This window comes from Bradyrhizobium sp. USDA 4451 (assembly GCF_054822585.1).
This window is the reverse complement of sequence record NZ_JBTRCH010000001.1, coordinates 786,689-801,521: the sequence shown is the minus strand read 5'-3', so window position 1 is coordinate 801,521 and position 14,833 is coordinate 786,689. Positions and strand designations below refer to the sequence as shown.

Below are 14,833 nucleotides of genomic sequence, written 5' to 3'. Positions count from 1 at the left end.
GGCGTCGCAATGATCTGGAAGTACGTCAGCATATTAGCGGAATCGGGCCGCAAGCGGGCAGCTTTTCCACCATAAATCGGGTGCCCCCAGCCGCCGTCAAGGCGGGCGGCAAATATCGGATTTCACGGTTACTTTTGCGGGGAGGAGGGGGCCTGACGTCACCGCCGGCGGAACTCGGCTCGCATGGCGTGAAGAGCCGTAGCCCGGATGAGCGAAGCGCAATCCGGGTCCGAACCAACCGCGTTGCGAGGACCCTGGATTGCGCTGCGCTTCATCCGGGCGGTAGGGCCGCCGGCGCGGCCCTACCGCTCCCGCAGCCGTTCCAGCACCTCAGACGTGGCAAAACCGTCGGCCGGCGCGCCGATCGAAACCTGGAAGCCGCGCAGCGCCTCGCGGGTCTGGCCGCCGAACTGGCCGTCGGGCGTGCCCTTGTAGAAGCCGCGCTGAGCCAGCAGTTGCTGCAACTCCAGCCGCTCGGCGCGCGACAGCACCCGTTCCTGGCGCGGCCAAGGCTGCACGAAGGGTTGGCCGCCGCGCAGCCGATCGGCGAAATGGCCGATCGCGAGCGCGTAGGCCTCGGCCGGGTTGTACTTCATGATCACGCGGAAGTTCTGCAGCATCAGGAAGCCCGGACCTTCGGCGCCAGCCGGCGCCAGCAGATAGGCCTTGTCGGATGGCCGCGGGAACGGCTGGTTGTTTGGCCGCTTGACGCCGAGCTGCTCCCATTGCGACAGCGGCATCACCTTTGCGCGGTCGGCCAGCATGTAGTTGAGGCCTTGCGGCAGCACCACCTCGTAGCCCCAGCTCGCGCCGGTCTGCCAGCCGTCCTTCTTCAGATTGTTGGCGGTGGACGCGATCAGGTCGCTCGGATTGTCGACGACGTCCCGGCGGCCGTCGCCGTCGCCGTCGACCGCGTAGCGCTTGAACGCGGTCGGCATGAACTGGGTCGGGCCGAACGCGCCGGCCCAGGAGCCGCGCAGCTGTTCGGGCCTGAGATCGCCGCGGTTGAGGATTTCCAGCGCCGACAGGAACTCGTCCTTGAAATAGGCCTGGCGGCGGCCGATGCAGGCGAGCGTCGCGGTCGACTGCACCACGCTGCGGTCGCCCATCTGGGTCGAGTAGTTCGATTCGATGCCCCAGATCGCCGCGATGATGTAGCGATCGACACCATAGGCCTTCTCGGTTGCGTCGAACTGCGGCTTGTACTTCGCGAGGATCTCGCGGCCTTTCGCCAGCCGCGCGTCGCTGACCAGGATATCGAGATAGTCCCAGATCGCCTTGGTGAATTCCGGCTGCGAGTCGAGCAGATCCATGATGCGCAGGTCGGGTTGCAGGCCCGCGGTGAAGCGCTCGAAATTCTGCTGGGTGATGTTGCGCCGCGCGGCATCTGGCCACATCCCGGCGACGCAGTTCGGGAAGTCGGATGCGGCCTGGCGGATCGCGGCCGCGGTCATCAGCGGATGGCCGGAGGCGCCGTCTTCGCCGCTCCAGGGCGGTGCTGCGCCATCCTGTCCGGTCGCAGCCTGCGGCGGGGTCGCGTTCGGCCCGGAAAAGATGCTGTCGATCAGGTTGGTCAGGCCGTTGCCCGCCGATTGCGCCTTGGCCCCGCCGGCCAGCAGCAGGGCCAGCGCGACCAGGCTCGCGCTGCAAAGTCTGGTCCTTGATGTTCCGATCGAGCGCATGTGTCGTATGCCTGTCAAAAACGTGCTGTTCCAGAAGGACCCGGGACGGTTTCCAATAACTTAACAGAGGCGAGGTTTTGTTGCCGCACGCATGGCTGACGGGAACGGCGGAATTAAGCCGCACCACACATCCGCCTTTGTTGGCGGCTGCAAAACGGTTACCAAGGGCATGATTGATTTCGTGCCGCCGTCCCACCCCGTTTCAAGGCTTCCGATAATCCCATGAAGATCCGCAAAGCCGTATTTCCCGTCGCCGGCCTCGGTACCCGCGTGCTGCCCGCCACCAAGGCGATGCCGAAGGAAATGTTGACGATCGTCGACAAGCCCCTGATCCAGTACGTGGTCGACGAGGCGCGGGAAGCCGGCATCGAGCACTTCGTGTTCGTCACCGGCCGCAACAAGGGCGTCATCGAGGATCATTTCGACCGCATGTTCGAGCTCGACACCACGCTGGCGCAGCGCGGCAAGAAGACCGAGCAGGAAATTCTGGCGCAGAATCAGCCCGAAGCCGGCGCGATGAGCTTCACCCGGCAGCAATCGCCGCTCGGGCTCGGCCATGCGGTGTGGTGCGCGCGCGACATTGTCGGCAACGAGCCGTTCGCGGTGGTGCTGCCCGACGAGCTGGTGCTGAACACGCCGGGGTGCCTGAAGCAGATGATCGACGCGGCCAACAAGCTCGGCGACAAGTCGAACGTGATCGCGGTCGAGGCCGTCCCCGACGAGCTCACCCATCAATACGGCATCTGCAGCGTGGGGAAGCGCACCGGCAACATCTTCGAGGTCGACCGCATGGTCGAGAAGCCGCCGCAGGGCACCGCGCCGTCGAATCTGTCGATCACCGGCCGCTACATCCTGCAGCCGGAGATCTTCGACATCCTCGCCACCCAGCAGCGCGGCGCCGGCGGCGAGATCCAGCTCACCGACGCGATGATCGGGCTCGCCAAGACGCAGAAATTCTACGGCGTCGAGTTCGAGGGCGAGCGCCACGATTGCGGCTCCAAGCCCGGCTTCCTCCGCGCCAACATCGCGTTCGGCCTCAAGCGCCCCGAACTGCGCGACGGCCTGATCGCCGAGATGAAGAAGTATCTGGAGAAGTAGGGCCACTGCCGCGGCGAAACCGAGAGCAAAGCTCAGGCGATCCTGTCGCGAGAATGCGGCTGTATGACTCTCCGCCCGTGCAACAAATTTAGCGTCCCTGCGAAAGCAGGGACCCATAACCACCGATGTTCGTCGTTGCACAATGCTGGAACGACGAGTCGAGGTCACACAACTCGGGCCGCGGCGTATGGGTCCCTGCTTTCGGAGGGACGACGGTGGTGAATGTGGCGCGAGGCCCGCGTCAAACTCAGAACGCTGCCTCTACGCGCCACTGCACCAATCACGCGACCTTCCGTCGCCCCGCGCGCTTCGCGTCCTTGCCGCCATCCGCCTTCGGCGCGCGCAGTTCGCGGGCGGCGAGGCTCACCACTTCGGCGATCTGCTGGAGCTGCGCGGCGAGCGGGGAGGTCTTGCGCCAGACCATGCCGATGGTGCGCGAGGGCTGCGGGTGCTTGAAGCGCGAGACCGTGACCGGCGCCGAGCGCGTCTCCACCGTCACCGCCATCTCCGGGATCAGGGTGACGCCGATGCCGGCGCCGACCATCTGCACCAGCGTCGACAGTGAGCTCGCATCCAGCACCTCGCGCGGCGGCGAGGATTGCATATTGCAGAACGACAGCGCCTGGTCGCGGAAGCAGTGGCCCTCCTCGAGCAGCAACAGCCGCATCTCGCGCAGCATCTCGGCGCTCGGCACGGGGGTCTTGGCGTCCTCGCCCGGCCGCACCAGCAGGAAATTCTCCGAGAACAGCGCGACCTCGGTCAGCGACGGTTCCGACACCGGCAGCGCCACGATCGCGGTGTCGAGCCGGCCCTCGGCGACTTCTTTGATCAGCTTCGGCGTCAGCGTCTCGCGGACGTGGATGTCGAGCTCGGGATGCAGCCGCGCCAGGGTCTCGATCACCTTCGGCAGCAGATATGGCGCGATCGTCGGGATCATGCCGACACGCAGGCGGCCTGCGAGCTTGTCGCGCGAGGCGCGCGCGAAGTCGCCGAGCTCGTCGACCGAGCGCAGGATGTCGCGGACGCGGCGCAGCAGCTCCTCGCCGAACGCCGTCAACGTCACCTGCCGCGCGCTGCGCTCGATCAGCACGCCGCCGACCGCCTGTTCCATCTCGCGGATCTGCATCGACAGCGCCGGCTGCGACACCGCGCAGGCGTCCGCGGCGCGTCCGAAATGCCCGTGGCGGGCCAGCGCATCGAAATACCTCAATTGCCGGAGTGTGACATTTATCATCAGATAATCTTATCGGCGTGATCACTAAAGTCAATTTCACCTGATAGATTGGGGCGCGTAGAATCTTTCTTGGAAGAGCTCCAGCACATTCCAGAATCCATCACCTCGGAGAAGAAACATGGACGCAAAAACCGACGAAGGCGCGGGCAAATGCCCATTCGGCGCAAGCCCCCGCGCACGCACGAATCGTGACTGGTGGCCGCAAGGACTCGACATTCAGGTGCTGCATCGGAATTCGGATCTGTCCGATCCGATGGGAAAGACCTTCGACTACGCCAAGGAATTCAAGACCCTCGATCTCAACGCGGTCATCAAGGACCTGACGGCCTTGATGACCGAGTCGCAGGAATGGTGGCCGGCCGACTACGGTCACTACGGCGGTCTGATGATCCGCATGGCCTGGCACTCGGCGGGCACCTACCGCATCACCGACGGCCGCGGCGGCGCCGGCGCCGGTCAGCAGCGTTTTGCTCCGCTCAACAGCTGGCCCGACAATGCCAGCCTCGACAAGGCGCGCCGGCTGCTTTGGCCGATCAAGCAGAAGTACGGCAAGAAGATCTCCTGGGCCGACCTGATGATCCTTGCCGGCAATGTCGCGCTGGAATCGATGGGCTTCAAGACGTTCGGCTTTGCGGGCGGCCGCGCCGACGTGTGGGAACCGGAAGAGCTGTACTGGGGCCCGGAGGGCACCTGGCTCGGCGACGAGCGTTACAGCGGCGAGCGTCAGCTCTCCGAGCCGCTCGGCGCCGTGCAGATGGGCCTGATCTACGTCAATCCGGAAGGTCCGAACGGCAAGCCGGATCCGGTCGCTGCCGCGAAGGACATCCGCGAGACGTTCTTCCGCATGGCGATGAACGATGAGGAGACCGTCGCGCTGATCGCCGGCGGTCACACCTTCGGCAAGACCCATGGCGCGGGCGATCCGTCGCTGGTCGGTCCGGAGCCGGAAGCTGGCGCGCTCGAGGACCAGGGTCTCGGCTGGAAGAGCAGCCATGCCAGCGGCGTGGGCACTGATGCGATCACCTCCGGCCTCGAGGTGGTCTGGACCCAGACGCCGACCAAGTGGAGCAACTACTTCTTCGAGAACCTGTTCAAGTATGAATGGGAGCTGACGAAGAGCCCCGGCGGCGCCCAGCAGTGGGAAGCCAAGGGAGCCGACGCGATCATCCCGGATCCGTTCGATCCGTCGAAGAAGCGCAAGCCGACGATGCTGACCACGGACCTCTCGCTGCGCTTCGATCCCGCCTATGAGAAGATCTCGCGCCGCTTTCTGGAGCATCCCGATCAGTTCGCGGACGCGTTCGCCCGCGCCTGGTTCAAGCTCACCCACCGCGACATGGGTCCGATCGTGCGCTACCTCGGCCCGCTGGTGCCGAAGGAGACGCTGATCTGGCAGGACCCGATCCCGGCGCTCGATCATGAAGTGATCGGCGACAAGGATATCGAGGCGCTCAAGGCGAAGATCCTTGCCTCGGGTCTGTCGGTGTCCGAGCTGGTGTCGACCGCCTGGGCTTCGGCCTCGACCTTCCGCGGCTCCGACAAACGCGGCGGCGCCAACGGTGCGCGCATCCGTCTTGCTCCGCAGAAGGACTGGGAGGTCAACGAGCCGGCGCAGCTCAAGACGGTGCTCTCCAAGCTCGAGGCCATCCAGAAGGAGTTCAGCACCGGCGGCAAGAAGGTCTCACTGGCCGACCTGATCGTGCTCGGCGGTGCGGCCGCGATCGAGAAGGCGGCCAAGGACGGCGGCATCAGCGTGAAGGTTCCGTTCACGCCCGGCCGCATGGACGCGTCGCAGGATCAGACCGACGTCCAATCCTTCGCTCCGCTGGAGCCGCGGGCTGACGGTTTCCGCAATTACGTCAGCGGCAAGCATCAGTTCATGATGCCGGAAGAAGCGTTGGTGGATCGTGCGCAGCTGCTGAAGCTGACGGGGCCGGAAATGACCGTCCTCGTCGGCGGACTGCGCGTTCTCGGCGCCAATGCCGGGAAGTCCAAGCACGGCGTCTTCACCGGCAAGCCCGGGACGCTGACCAACGACTTCTTCCTCAACCTGCTCGATATGTCCACCGAGTGGAGCCATGTCGGCCACGGCGTCTATGAAGGCCGCGACCGTAAGACCAAGGCGGTGAAGTGGACCGGCACCCGCGTCGACCTGATCTTCGGTTCGCACTCGCAGCTGCGGGCATTCGCCGAGGTCTACGGCCAGTCCGACTCGAAGGAACAGTTCGTGAAGGACTTCGTCGCGGCCTGGGCCAAGGTGATGAACGCCGATCGCTTCGACCTCGTGAAGTAAGCGGCCGGCAATGGCCATCAGGGCAGGGCGGCGCTTCGGCGCCGCCCTGTTTCATTTCAGGGACGTCGTTCGGGACGAAAGGCTTTCCGCAGCGTTGCTCAGTCGTGCAGCTTCATGTCCCGGATCATCTCCTCGAACTCCGCCTGCGATGGCGGCGCCAGCGAAGCTTGCGGCGCGCTGCCGGTCGCGGCAGGCACGTCACATCGCATGGCGTCGCGCCGCGGCTCGAAGATTGCGGTCAGGCTCGCCCAGCACACGAGGAGCGCCACGATGCAGTCGAGTACATTGGATGCCGTCATGGCAGCACCAGCATCAGCATTGTCATGCCCTGATGCTGCAGCCGACCCGGGCTTCGCGCAATTCGGAAGCTGCGAAACGTAACTTCGGCGCAGCCGAGTGGACACCGTCATTGCGAGCCACCCGGTTCGGCGCGAAGCGCCGCCGGATGACAGGCTCCGCGAAGCAATCCATCGTGCCGCATGGAGAGATGGATTGCTTCGTCGCTCCCGCTCAATGAGGGCGGATGGAATCGAATGTCCAACCCTGATTCGTGCGTCGCCGTTACAGCGGCTATCCGCTCCGCGCCCGGCGCCCTTCGATCGGATAGGCGGGATCGTTGAAGCCCGGCGTCGAGGGATGGCCTGTCACGACGAGGCGGTCGATCAGGGCTTCGTCCTCGGCGGTGAAGCGGTAGTCGAGCGCGCGGATGTAGTCGTCCCATTGCGCTTCGGTGCGCGGGCCTGCGATCACCGCGCTGACGAACGACGAGTTCAGCACCCACGACACCGCGAACTGCCCGGCGGTGATGCCGCGGCTCTCGGCATGGCGCTTGATCTCCTGGGCGAGCTCGAGCGATTCCGGCCGCCACTCGGTCTGCATCATGCGCTTGTCGTTGCGCCCCGCGCGGCTGTCCGCCGGCGGCGCCGCGTCGGGGGCGTATTTGCCGGTCAGGACGCCGCGCGCCAGCGGGCTATAGGGCACGATGCCGAGGCCGTAATAGGCGCAGGCCGGAAAATGCTCGACCTCGGGCATCCGGTTCATCGCATTGTAATAGGGCTGGCTCGCGACCGGGCGGTCGATGCCGAGCCGATCGCAGATGTTGCAGATCTCGGCGACGCGCCAGGCGCGGTAGTTGGAGACGCCGAAATAGCGCACCTTGCCGGCGCGGATCAGGTCGCCGATCGCGCGCACGGTCTCGTCGAGCGGCGTCGCGTGGTCTTCCTTGTGCAGATAGTAGACGTCGATGTAGTCGGTGCCGAGCCGCTTCAGGCTCTCGTCGGCGGCCTGCAGTACCCAGCGCCGCGACAGCCCGCCATGATTGGGATCATCGCCGATCGGATTGGCGAGCTTGGTCGCGAGCACCCAGTTGGAGCGGCTGTTGGCGATCGCGCGGCCGACGACCTCCTCGGACTTGCCGCCATTATAGGCGTCGGCGCTGTCGATGAAGTTGATGCCGGCCTCGCGCGCCTTGGCCACGATCCGCGACGAGGTCGCCTCATCGGTCGGCCCGCCGAACATCATCGTGCCGAGACAGATCGGCGATACCTTCAGGCCGCTGCGGCCGAGTTGGCGATATTGCATCGATCGTTCCTCCGGATGTCATTCCGGGATGGTCCGAAGGTCCGACCCGGAATCTCGAGATTCCGGGTTCGATGCTGGCGCATCGCCCCGGAACGACGATGATCAACTCTCGTTCTTCAGGATCTTGAACACGCCGTTGGCCATCGCGATGCAGCGCTTCTCGACGGTCACCTCGGCGCTGATGAAGATCAGGCTGCGGGTCGAGCGCACCACGCGGGGCCGCGTCGTCAGGATCTCGCCGATCTTGCCGGCCTCGACGAAATGGGTGTCGAGCTGCACCGTCGCAAGCGTCGGCTTGCCCGAGACGAAGCGCGCGGCCATGCCGCAGGCGCGGTCGGCAAAGGTCATGATCACGCCGCCCTGCACCAGCCCGCGACGATTATGGTGCTTATCCTCGGTGATCAGCGCGAGCTCGAGCGCGCCGTCCTTCAATCGTTCCCACAACGGGCCGATCAGGGTCAGGAAGCCCGTGGTTTCGGCGATCTTCCAGCCGTCGGATTTGAGGTGGTCCGCGGCCTTGGCCGTCATGAGGAGGAATCCCTTGCTTGCAGATGATTGATCGCAGGAGGCATGTCGTTCGACTCATTTCATCAAACGCTGATGTGTTGTAGTCAAGCTCAATGGCCCGCACATTTGACGATGCCACCCGGCGGAATATCGCAGAGCTCTGTGCCGCATTCGCGCGTCAGGCCGCGGCCGACGCGGCGCCGGCGCTGAAACGCGCGGCGGTCGCGATCGCGCTGACCGAAGGCGATGATGGCCATGGTACGGCGTTCCTGCTGACCCGCCGCAGCGCGCGCCTGCGGGCGCACAGCGCGCAATGGGCGCTGCCGGGCGGACGCTGCGATGCCGGTGAGACCCAGGCTGAAGCCGCGCTGCGCGAATTGCACGAAGAGCTCGGCCTCAAGCTGTCCGAACGCGATGTGCTCGGCCTGCTCGACGACTATCCGACCCGCTCCGGCTATCTGATCACGCCGGTCGTGGTGTGGGCCGGTGCGCATGCCGCGATCACGCCGAATCCGGACGAGGTCGCCTCCGTGCACCGCATCGGCCTCGATGCGATCGAACTCCAGGACGCGTTCAGCTTCGTCACGATTCCCGAGAGCACCCGGCGCGTGATCCGCTTCCGCCTCGGCGGCCAGCAGATCCATGCGCCGACCGCCGCGTTGATCTATCAGTTCCGCGAGGTGCTGGCCGGGCGCAGCACCCGTGTCGCCGATCTCGAGCAACCGGTGTTCGCATGGAAGTGACCGCCATCACCCCGTCGTCGGCACGGCGTTGCGCGGGGAATACCGCATTGTGGCGAAAATTCTGGAGCCGATCGCGGCATCCGGCCGCTTCGATCCGGACAATTCCGGGCTGACTTCGCGGCCGCGCTTGCTACAACGAGGCCATGCGCCCGCAATTGATTCGCCCCTGCCTTGGACTCGTCGCGCTCGCGCTCACTGTCGGCGCGCCGTCTGTCTTGGCTGGTGTCTTGGCCGGCGAGGCCGATGCGTTGCCGCCGTCGGTCGCCAATGCGATGGCGCAGGCATCGCCGCAGGCGATCATGGACTATCGCCGCAAGCTGCAGGAGTACGAGGAGGCGCGCGCTGCCTTCGAGCAGGACGCCGGCGCCTATTGGAACGCGATCGCCGACAAGCGGCGCACTCGCAATGCCAAACGCCGCGACCGCGTGCAGATTGGGCTCGACGATTACGTGCTGCAGCAGCCGCCGGTCTATGAGGGCCCGAAGCGGCCGGTCAATCCGGCACCGGAAGAAGAGGGCGGCAAGCCGCCGCGGCCGCCGAAAACGATTCCGGTGGTCTCCGATCTGGTCAGGGCGGCCGCCGAACAATTCCAGTTCACGCCGCAGCGGCCGACCAGCGAGGTCGAGTTCAAGCGCGCCTATGCCCGCTATGCCCGCGCGGCCGGGCTGACGCCGGAGCAGGCGGTGCGGGTCTATTCGTTCGAGACCGGCGGCACCGGCAATTACGACGTGCAGGCGGGCATCGAGCACGGCGGCAAGCGCGCGATCTCCACGGCGATGGGCTACAACCAGCTGCTCACCACCAACACCGTCGAGCTATTGGCCGAGCAGGGCCATGAATTCGTGCGGGACCTGACCGAGCGGGTGGCGCGGACGCAGGGGCCGGCGCGCAAGGCGATGGAGCACAAGCTCGCGGTGCTGAAGAAGATGGTGGCGTTCACGCGCACCGTGCCCGACGACTGGTCGGCGCATCAACGCCTTGCCGACACGCCGCAGGGCTGGGCCTGTCACGCCATGGTGCTCGACATCGATGTCGGCCCGATGCTGCAGACCCACAAGCTGCTCACCTCGGTGATCTTCGCGCGCAACAAGGGCTACGGTCGGCCGCTGACCGCGGCCGAGCTCGAGATGATGAACCTGACCGGCGACGGCACCGGGCTCGACATGGTGACCATGCCGCAGGCGATGCGCGAACAGGTGCCGACCGCGAACTTCTTCCAGCGCTCGGGCTATGAGCGCAACCCGGTCGCGATCCGTCACAACACCGTGGCCAGGCTGCTTGCCGTCACCAACGAGCGCATGGACTTCAACAGCGGCAAGCCCGGCGCCAAGGAATTGGCCGCTGCGTTCTGAGGTCTGCTGGAAGCCTCAGTTCGAGCCGAACATGAACTTGCCGTCTCCCTCGAGATAAGGCCCGGAGCGCATGTAGAGCTGGCCGTTGTGGCCGATGAAGAACAGCGTCCCCTTCGGCACCTTCTTGGCGCCCTTCAGCAAGGTGCCGGCATTGTTGGTCCCCATCTTGTAGGCCCAGGTCTTGCCGTCCTTGTCATAGGCATAACCCATGTCGGTCTTCAGCTCCCAGGGCGCGGCCTCCTGCGCCAATGCGCATGTCGTCATCGCAGCAAGGGTCGCTGTCGCAAAAAAGGTCTTGGTCAAAAAATGCGTCATGATCCACCTCCGGCCGAAAAACGGCGTCGTCCCCACGCCTTTGAACAAATCACGAACGCCATTCGCGCGTCAATACGACAATCGGCGTGGCTGCTTACGCAGATCATCGAGTTTGTGATTTCCCGTATCAAGCTTGGCGACTATTTTCGCGTTACCGTTTACAAACGCTTCGATTGCCAGAAACGTTACTGGGGGATAATCAGGATGAGCCACGTCATGAAAATCGGTATCGGTGTCGCTCTGTCGTTCATGACGCTGGCGTCAGTCGTGCAGGCGGACGAGTTCAAGCTCTCCAACAACCAGCGAATCTCCTGCAGCCGCGGCCTCTCCGCGGGCAAGCTCAACACCTCGACCTGCAAGTCCTACGCCTATCTGTTCAACGCCAAGACCTCCGAATACTTCCGTTGCCAGGTCTCGCTGGCGCTGACGCGGGACAACAAGGAGGTCATCAACGTCCAGGCCGACGGCGGCTGCACCAAGAAGCCGCGCATCTTCGACACCGACGGCAATTACACGTTCGACGCCACCGAGACCGAGCCGCCGAACACCAACTCGTTCTTCGGTCCCGGCGGCTATGCGATCTGGGCGAGCGACGCCAACACCCAGAAGATTCGCGGCTGCATCACGATCTCGTCCGGCCTCGGCTCCGATATCTCGAAATGCCTCGACATGACGTTTCAGTAACGGCGGCGCGGCCCGCGTGAATGCGGGCGCTTCCGGCGTGGTGGTGCCGTCGAACCGCCATGGGTCAGGAGGCCGGCTCTTTCTCCGAGAAGTGCATGCGTGAGCGGGCGAACTTCTTGACGCCCATCGGCTTGCCGAACAGGTAGCCCTGGACCTGATCGAAATCCATCTCATGCGCGGCGAGGAAGTCCGCGCGGGTCTCGACCCCCTGGGCGACGACCTGCGCGCCGCTGTCGTGGGCGAGCTCGACGACACGCCGGCACACCGTCTGCTTCAGGCGCTGATCGGCGCAGCCGGTGACGTATTGATGATCGACCTTGAGCTGAACGAACGGAAAATTCGGCAGTCCCAGCAAGGACGGCCAGTTGGCGCCGACATTGTCGATCGAGATGCCGATATTGTGCAGCCGCACGCGCCGCGCGACGTCGATCGCGAGATCCAGATTGTCGATGACCTCGGTGCTGTCGATCTCGATCAAGAGGCCGGCGAAGGCCGCATGGTCCGGAATCCGGTAGCAGAGCTCGCGTACCGCATCGTCATCGGCGAGAAACGAGATCGGCAGGTTGATCGAGAGATTGACCGGCCCGATCTGCTCGAGCAGATAACGCCAGTCCTCGATCGCGCGCGCGATCACGAATTCGGACAGCGCATGAAAATGCGGATCGCTTTCATCCGGAATGAAGTAGGCCGGCGGCACCACGCCCCATGCCGGATGGCGCATCCGGATCAGCGCCTCGGCACCGCTCGGGACCAGTGTCCGGAGATGGATTTTCTGCTGATACCACAGCTCGAGCCAGCCGGCCTTGAGCGCTTCGGGGACGTCGACGGCCGGGCTCGGCGCGGGCTCGAGCGGCAGCAGCGACGCAAGACTGTCACGCAGGGTTCCGGCGCTGAACGGGGTGGACAGTGCCGGCAGCATGGCGATGCCGTACTCATCGCCGATCTGCCGGACCGCCTTGACGATGATGGAGTCCGGTTGGCCGATCACGAGGACCTTGCCGCCGTAGTCCTTTCTCACCAAAGTCTCGAGAATTTTACTGACTTCGATGCCGTCCACGGACACCCCGAGCACCAGAAGATCGGGCCGTTCCGCGTCCAGCACGGTGTCAAGTTCCAGTGCCTGGCTGCATTCACTGGTGATGAAGCCGAGGTCGTCCAGCGCCTCCGCGAGGAAGGTCCGGAGGTGTTTTTTGCTGTCTGCAATGCATGCGCGAGGGGTCAGCTTGCGATGTCCGAACCAGCCGGCTCGTGCGTGTCCGATGTGACTGATGTGATTCATGCCCGCCTTGTCCGTAATTACCCCGGATTGACTCGTACATCCTGGAGCGGCGGCAATCATGGAAATTTCTGGTTCATACATTGATTGCCTCGCTAACCTTAAAGGATTCAATTCGAGTCAAATCACGTTGGAATCGCTGCATCTTGCCGCTGTCATGCGTGCAATAAATGCGTCATCTGACGTTCATCAGCGTGATCGTGGCCGAACTTGGGGCGACAACAGAAGCGTCGTGCGCGTGTTCCAATGGGAGACGCCGTTAATCACTGTGTTGCCGCTTCGAGATGAGCGCGAAGCTGCACCATTGTTGGACATCAGATTGCTTCGCGCGGCGCGATGTGAGTCCCTGCCGAGCAACGACGGCGAATCACAGATCTTGCGATGCGCATGCAGGTGAGCATGACGTCGCCGTTGGCGTTCGCAACGTCTCCGGCATCAACGCGCAGGAGCCGATCGGCAAACTGAAAGATCACGGTCGTGACCGCGAAGATCAGCAGCGGCTTGCACGTCAGCAGCGCGCAAAGGCCGGATGGCCGGTGATGCCGCGTGCCCTGCGCCTCCGCGACATCGTCCAGCCCGCGCGCGACCTGGTGATTGATGACAGCGTCGTGGCGATGCTGGCAAGCGCCATCGCCGCGAGCAGCCAGAACTCCATGACGGGACCAAACCAGAAGGCAGTGCCGCCGGCGATCGCGGCCACCGCATTGCCGGACGGCTGCAAGTGATACCTCGCGGGCGGGATCGCGCATCTCAAGCCGCTCGCCGGGCGCGAGTGCCCGCGCAGGTAAGGTGATGCTGCCGTCAGGGTTTTCCGCCGCGCATGCGTCATTTGGATGGGTTGACCCGGCGGGGGCGGGCGGCCAATTTCCGGCCCGGCTTAGGGGAGAATAATGCTCATGAATTCAAGGTTGATGGCTGCCGCGGTCGTGGCAGCCAGTGTTTTGTCCGCGCCCGTCGCACAGGCCGAGCAGTTCATTAACGTGCTCACAGGCGGCACCTCGGGCGTCTACTATCCGCTCGGCGTCGCGATCGGAAAGATCTACGGCGACAAGATCGCCGGCGCCAAGACCCAGGTGCAGGCGACCAAGGCCTCGGTCGAGAATCTGGTGCTGCTGCAGCAGGGTCGCGGCGAGATCGCCTTCACGCTCGGCGATTCGCTGAAAGCGGCCTGGGAAGGCGACGCTGAAGCCGGTTTCAAGACCAAGCTCGACAAGCTGCGCACCATCGGCGCGATCTATCCGAACTACATCCAGATCGTCGCAACCGCCGAAAGCGGCATCAAGACGCTGGCTGACCTGAAGGGCAAGAGCCTGTCGGTCGGCGCGCCGAAATCCGGCACCGAGCTCAACTCGCGCGCGATCCTCGCGGCCGCCGGCATGAGCTACAAGGATCTCGGCAAGGTCGAGTATCTGCCGTTCGCCGAATCGGTCGACCTGATGAAGAACCGCCAGCTCAGCGCCACGCTACAATCCGCCGGCCTCGGCGTTGCCTCGCTGAAGGATCTCTCGACCTCGAGCGAGATCACGGTCGTCGCCGTGCCGAAGGAGACCGTCGACAAGATCGGTCCTCCCTTCGTCTCGGTGATCATCCCGGCCAACACCTATACCGGTCAGGACAAGGATGTGCCGACGGCTGCGGTCGTGAACTACCTCGTCACCTCGAGCGCGGTGTCGGACGATCTCGCCTATCAGATGACCAAGCTGGTCTATGAATCGCTGCCGGAACTCGCCAACGCCCACGCCGCGGGCAAGGAGATCAAGCTCGAGGCCGCCGCGACCGGCAGCCCGGTGCCGCTGCATCCCGGCGCGATCCGCTTCTACAAGGAAAAGGGATTGATCAAGTAAGGCCGGACAAGCCGACCTCCACCGTCATTGCGAGGAGCCAACGGGTCGCGCGAATGCGCGCCCGATGACAGGCTCCGCGACGAAGCAATCCATTCGTTCCGCATGTGCCGAACGATGATTGCTTCGCGGAGCCTGTCATCCGGCGGTGCTTCGCGCCGGTGGTCGAGTTTTTTTCGGTTTCGGGACAACGGCCAGGTAGCTATAAGCGCCGTGGGCACGGCGGG

Annotated in this window: 14 protein-coding genes; 7 read left to right on the top strand and 7 right to left on the bottom strand. The window is 64.5% G+C overall.

Going from position 1 to position 14,833, the window contains the following annotated elements:
- Positions 1–302: 302 nt before the first annotated feature.
- Complete coding sequence (locus ACVMB0_RS03635) at positions 303–1,682, bottom strand: lytic murein transglycosylase (protein WP_461345338.1); 1,380 nt, start codon at positions 1,680–1,682, stop codon at positions 303–305.
- A 222-nt stretch (positions 1,683–1,904) separates the two neighbouring features.
- Here ACVMB0_RS03635 and galU point away from each other — a divergent pair, with 222 nt between their 5' ends.
- Positions 1,905–2,780, top strand: a complete 876-nt coding sequence (gene galU, locus ACVMB0_RS03630; RefSeq protein ID WP_456752125.1) for a UTP--glucose-1-phosphate uridylyltransferase GalU — start codon at positions 1,905–1,907, stop codon at positions 2,778–2,780.
- A gap of 280 nt (positions 2,781–3,060) precedes the next feature.
- Here galU and ACVMB0_RS03625 read toward each other — a convergent pair whose 3' ends face one another.
- The gene (locus tag ACVMB0_RS03625) at positions 3,061–4,014 is read right to left on the bottom strand and encodes a LysR substrate-binding domain-containing protein (protein ID WP_461345337.1); all 954 of its coding nucleotides are present in this window, start codon (positions 4,012–4,014) and stop codon (positions 3,061–3,063) included.
- Between the two features lie 118 nt (positions 4,015–4,132).
- Between ACVMB0_RS03625 and katG the strand changes: the two genes are divergently transcribed.
- A complete protein-coding gene (gene katG, locus ACVMB0_RS03620) occupies positions 4,133–6,307 on the top strand; it encodes a catalase/peroxidase HPI (RefSeq protein WP_461345336.1) in 2,175 nt (724 codons plus the stop codon).
- 98 nt (positions 6,308–6,405) lie between these two features.
- Here the strand turns inward: katG and ACVMB0_RS03615 are convergent, their stop codons facing one another.
- The 3 genes from ACVMB0_RS03615 to ACVMB0_RS03605 form a co-directional block, all read right to left on the bottom strand.
- Entirely contained in the window at positions 6,406–6,606 is a 201-nt protein-coding gene (locus ACVMB0_RS03615; RefSeq protein WP_456752128.1) for a hypothetical protein, read from the bottom strand.
- A 271-nt stretch (positions 6,607–6,877) separates the two neighbouring features.
- On the bottom strand, positions 6,878–7,888 hold the full coding sequence (locus ACVMB0_RS03610; protein WP_456752129.1) for an aldo/keto reductase: 1,011 nt from the start codon (positions 7,886–7,888) through the stop codon (positions 6,878–6,880).
- A gap of 102 nt (positions 7,889–7,990) precedes the next feature.
- A complete protein-coding gene (locus tag ACVMB0_RS03605; protein WP_456752130.1) occupies positions 7,991–8,416 on the bottom strand; it encodes a PaaI family thioesterase in 426 nt (141 codons plus the stop codon).
- A gap of 92 nt (positions 8,417–8,508) precedes the next feature.
- Between ACVMB0_RS03605 and ACVMB0_RS03600 the strand changes: the two genes are divergently transcribed.
- Together ACVMB0_RS03600 and ACVMB0_RS03595 are read left to right on the top strand one after the other, a co-directional pair.
- Positions 8,509–9,138 carry an NUDIX hydrolase gene (locus tag ACVMB0_RS03600; protein WP_461345335.1) on the top strand — a complete coding sequence of 210 codons (630 nt, stop codon included), beginning with the start codon at positions 8,509–8,511 and terminating at the stop codon, positions 9,136–9,138.
- Positions 9,139–9,281: 143 nt separating this feature from the next.
- Positions 9,282–10,490 carry a hypothetical protein gene (locus ACVMB0_RS03595; RefSeq protein WP_461345334.1) on the top strand — a complete coding sequence of 403 codons (1,209 nt, stop codon included), beginning with the start codon at positions 9,282–9,284 and terminating at the stop codon, positions 10,488–10,490.
- Positions 10,491–10,505: 15 nt separating this feature from the next.
- Here ACVMB0_RS03595 and ACVMB0_RS03590 read toward each other — a convergent pair whose 3' ends face one another.
- Complete coding sequence (locus ACVMB0_RS03590) at positions 10,506–10,805, bottom strand: hypothetical protein (RefSeq protein WP_461345333.1); 300 nt, start codon at positions 10,803–10,805, stop codon at positions 10,506–10,508.
- Between the two features lie 204 nt (positions 10,806–11,009).
- On the opposite strand from ACVMB0_RS03590, the gene ACVMB0_RS03585 reads away from it, so the two are divergent.
- Positions 11,010–11,489 carry a hypothetical protein gene (locus ACVMB0_RS03585; RefSeq protein ID WP_456752134.1) on the top strand — a complete coding sequence of 160 codons (480 nt, stop codon included), beginning with the start codon at positions 11,010–11,012 and terminating at the stop codon, positions 11,487–11,489.
- Between the two features lie 64 nt (positions 11,490–11,553).
- On the opposite strand, the gene ACVMB0_RS03580 is transcribed toward ACVMB0_RS03585, so the two are convergent.
- On the bottom strand, positions 11,554–12,768 hold the full coding sequence (locus ACVMB0_RS03580; protein ID WP_456797163.1) for an EAL domain-containing protein: 1,215 nt from the start codon (positions 12,766–12,768) through the stop codon (positions 11,554–11,556).
- 281 nt (positions 12,769–13,049) lie between these two features.
- On the opposite strand from ACVMB0_RS03580, the gene ACVMB0_RS03575 reads away from it, so the two are divergent.
- Positions 13,050–13,490 carry a hypothetical protein gene (locus tag ACVMB0_RS03575; protein WP_456797164.1) on the top strand — a complete coding sequence of 147 codons (441 nt, stop codon included), beginning with the start codon at positions 13,050–13,052 and terminating at the stop codon, positions 13,488–13,490.
- Positions 13,491–13,661: 171 nt separating this feature from the next.
- On the top strand, positions 13,662–14,609 hold the full coding sequence (locus ACVMB0_RS03570) for a TAXI family TRAP transporter solute-binding subunit (protein ID WP_456752138.1): 948 nt from the start codon (positions 13,662–13,664) through the stop codon (positions 14,607–14,609).
- The last annotated feature ends 224 nt before the right edge of the window (positions 14,610–14,833 follow it).

Bases quoted from the DNA above. Each gene is read 5' to 3' on its own strand.
- ACVMB0_RS03600 (WP_461345335.1), top strand. From the start codon at position 8,509: ATGGCCCGCACATTTGACGATGCCACCCGGCGGAATATCGCAGAGCTC.
- ACVMB0_RS03575 (WP_456797164.1), top strand. From the start codon at position 13,050: ATGAGCGCGAAGCTGCACCATTGTTGGACATCAGATTGCTTCGCGCGG.
- ACVMB0_RS03585 (WP_456752134.1), top strand. From the start codon at position 11,010: ATGAGCCACGTCATGAAAATCGGTATCGGTGTCGCTCTGTCGTTCATG.
- ACVMB0_RS03580 (WP_456797163.1), bottom strand. From the start codon at position 12,768: ATGAATCACATCAGTCACATCGGACACGCACGAGCCGGCTGGTTCGGA.
- ACVMB0_RS03590 (WP_461345333.1), bottom strand. From the start codon at position 10,805: ATGACGCATTTTTTGACCAAGACCTTTTTTGCGACAGCGACCCTTGCT.
- galU (WP_456752125.1), top strand. From the start codon at position 1,905: ATGAAGATCCGCAAAGCCGTATTTCCCGTCGCCGGCCTCGGTACCCGC.
- ACVMB0_RS03570 (WP_456752138.1), top strand. From the start codon at position 13,662: ATGAATTCAAGGTTGATGGCTGCCGCGGTCGTGGCAGCCAGTGTTTTG.
- ACVMB0_RS03635 (WP_461345338.1), bottom strand. From the start codon at position 1,682: ATGCGCTCGATCGGAACATCAAGGACCAGACTTTGCAGCGCGAGCCTG.
- ACVMB0_RS03610 (WP_456752129.1), bottom strand. From the start codon at position 7,888: ATGCAATATCGCCAACTCGGCCGCAGCGGCCTGAAGGTATCGCCGATC.
- katG (WP_461345336.1), top strand. From the start codon at position 4,133: ATGGACGCAAAAACCGACGAAGGCGCGGGCAAATGCCCATTCGGCGCA.
- ACVMB0_RS03615 (WP_456752128.1), bottom strand. From the start codon at position 6,606: ATGACGGCATCCAATGTACTCGACTGCATCGTGGCGCTCCTCGTGTGC.
- ACVMB0_RS03595 (WP_461345334.1), top strand. From the start codon at position 9,282: ATGCGCCCGCAATTGATTCGCCCCTGCCTTGGACTCGTCGCGCTCGCG.
- ACVMB0_RS03625 (WP_461345337.1), bottom strand. From the start codon at position 4,014: ATGATAAATGTCACACTCCGGCAATTGAGGTATTTCGATGCGCTGGCC.
- ACVMB0_RS03605 (WP_456752130.1), bottom strand. From the start codon at position 8,416: ATGACGGCCAAGGCCGCGGACCACCTCAAATCCGACGGCTGGAAGATC.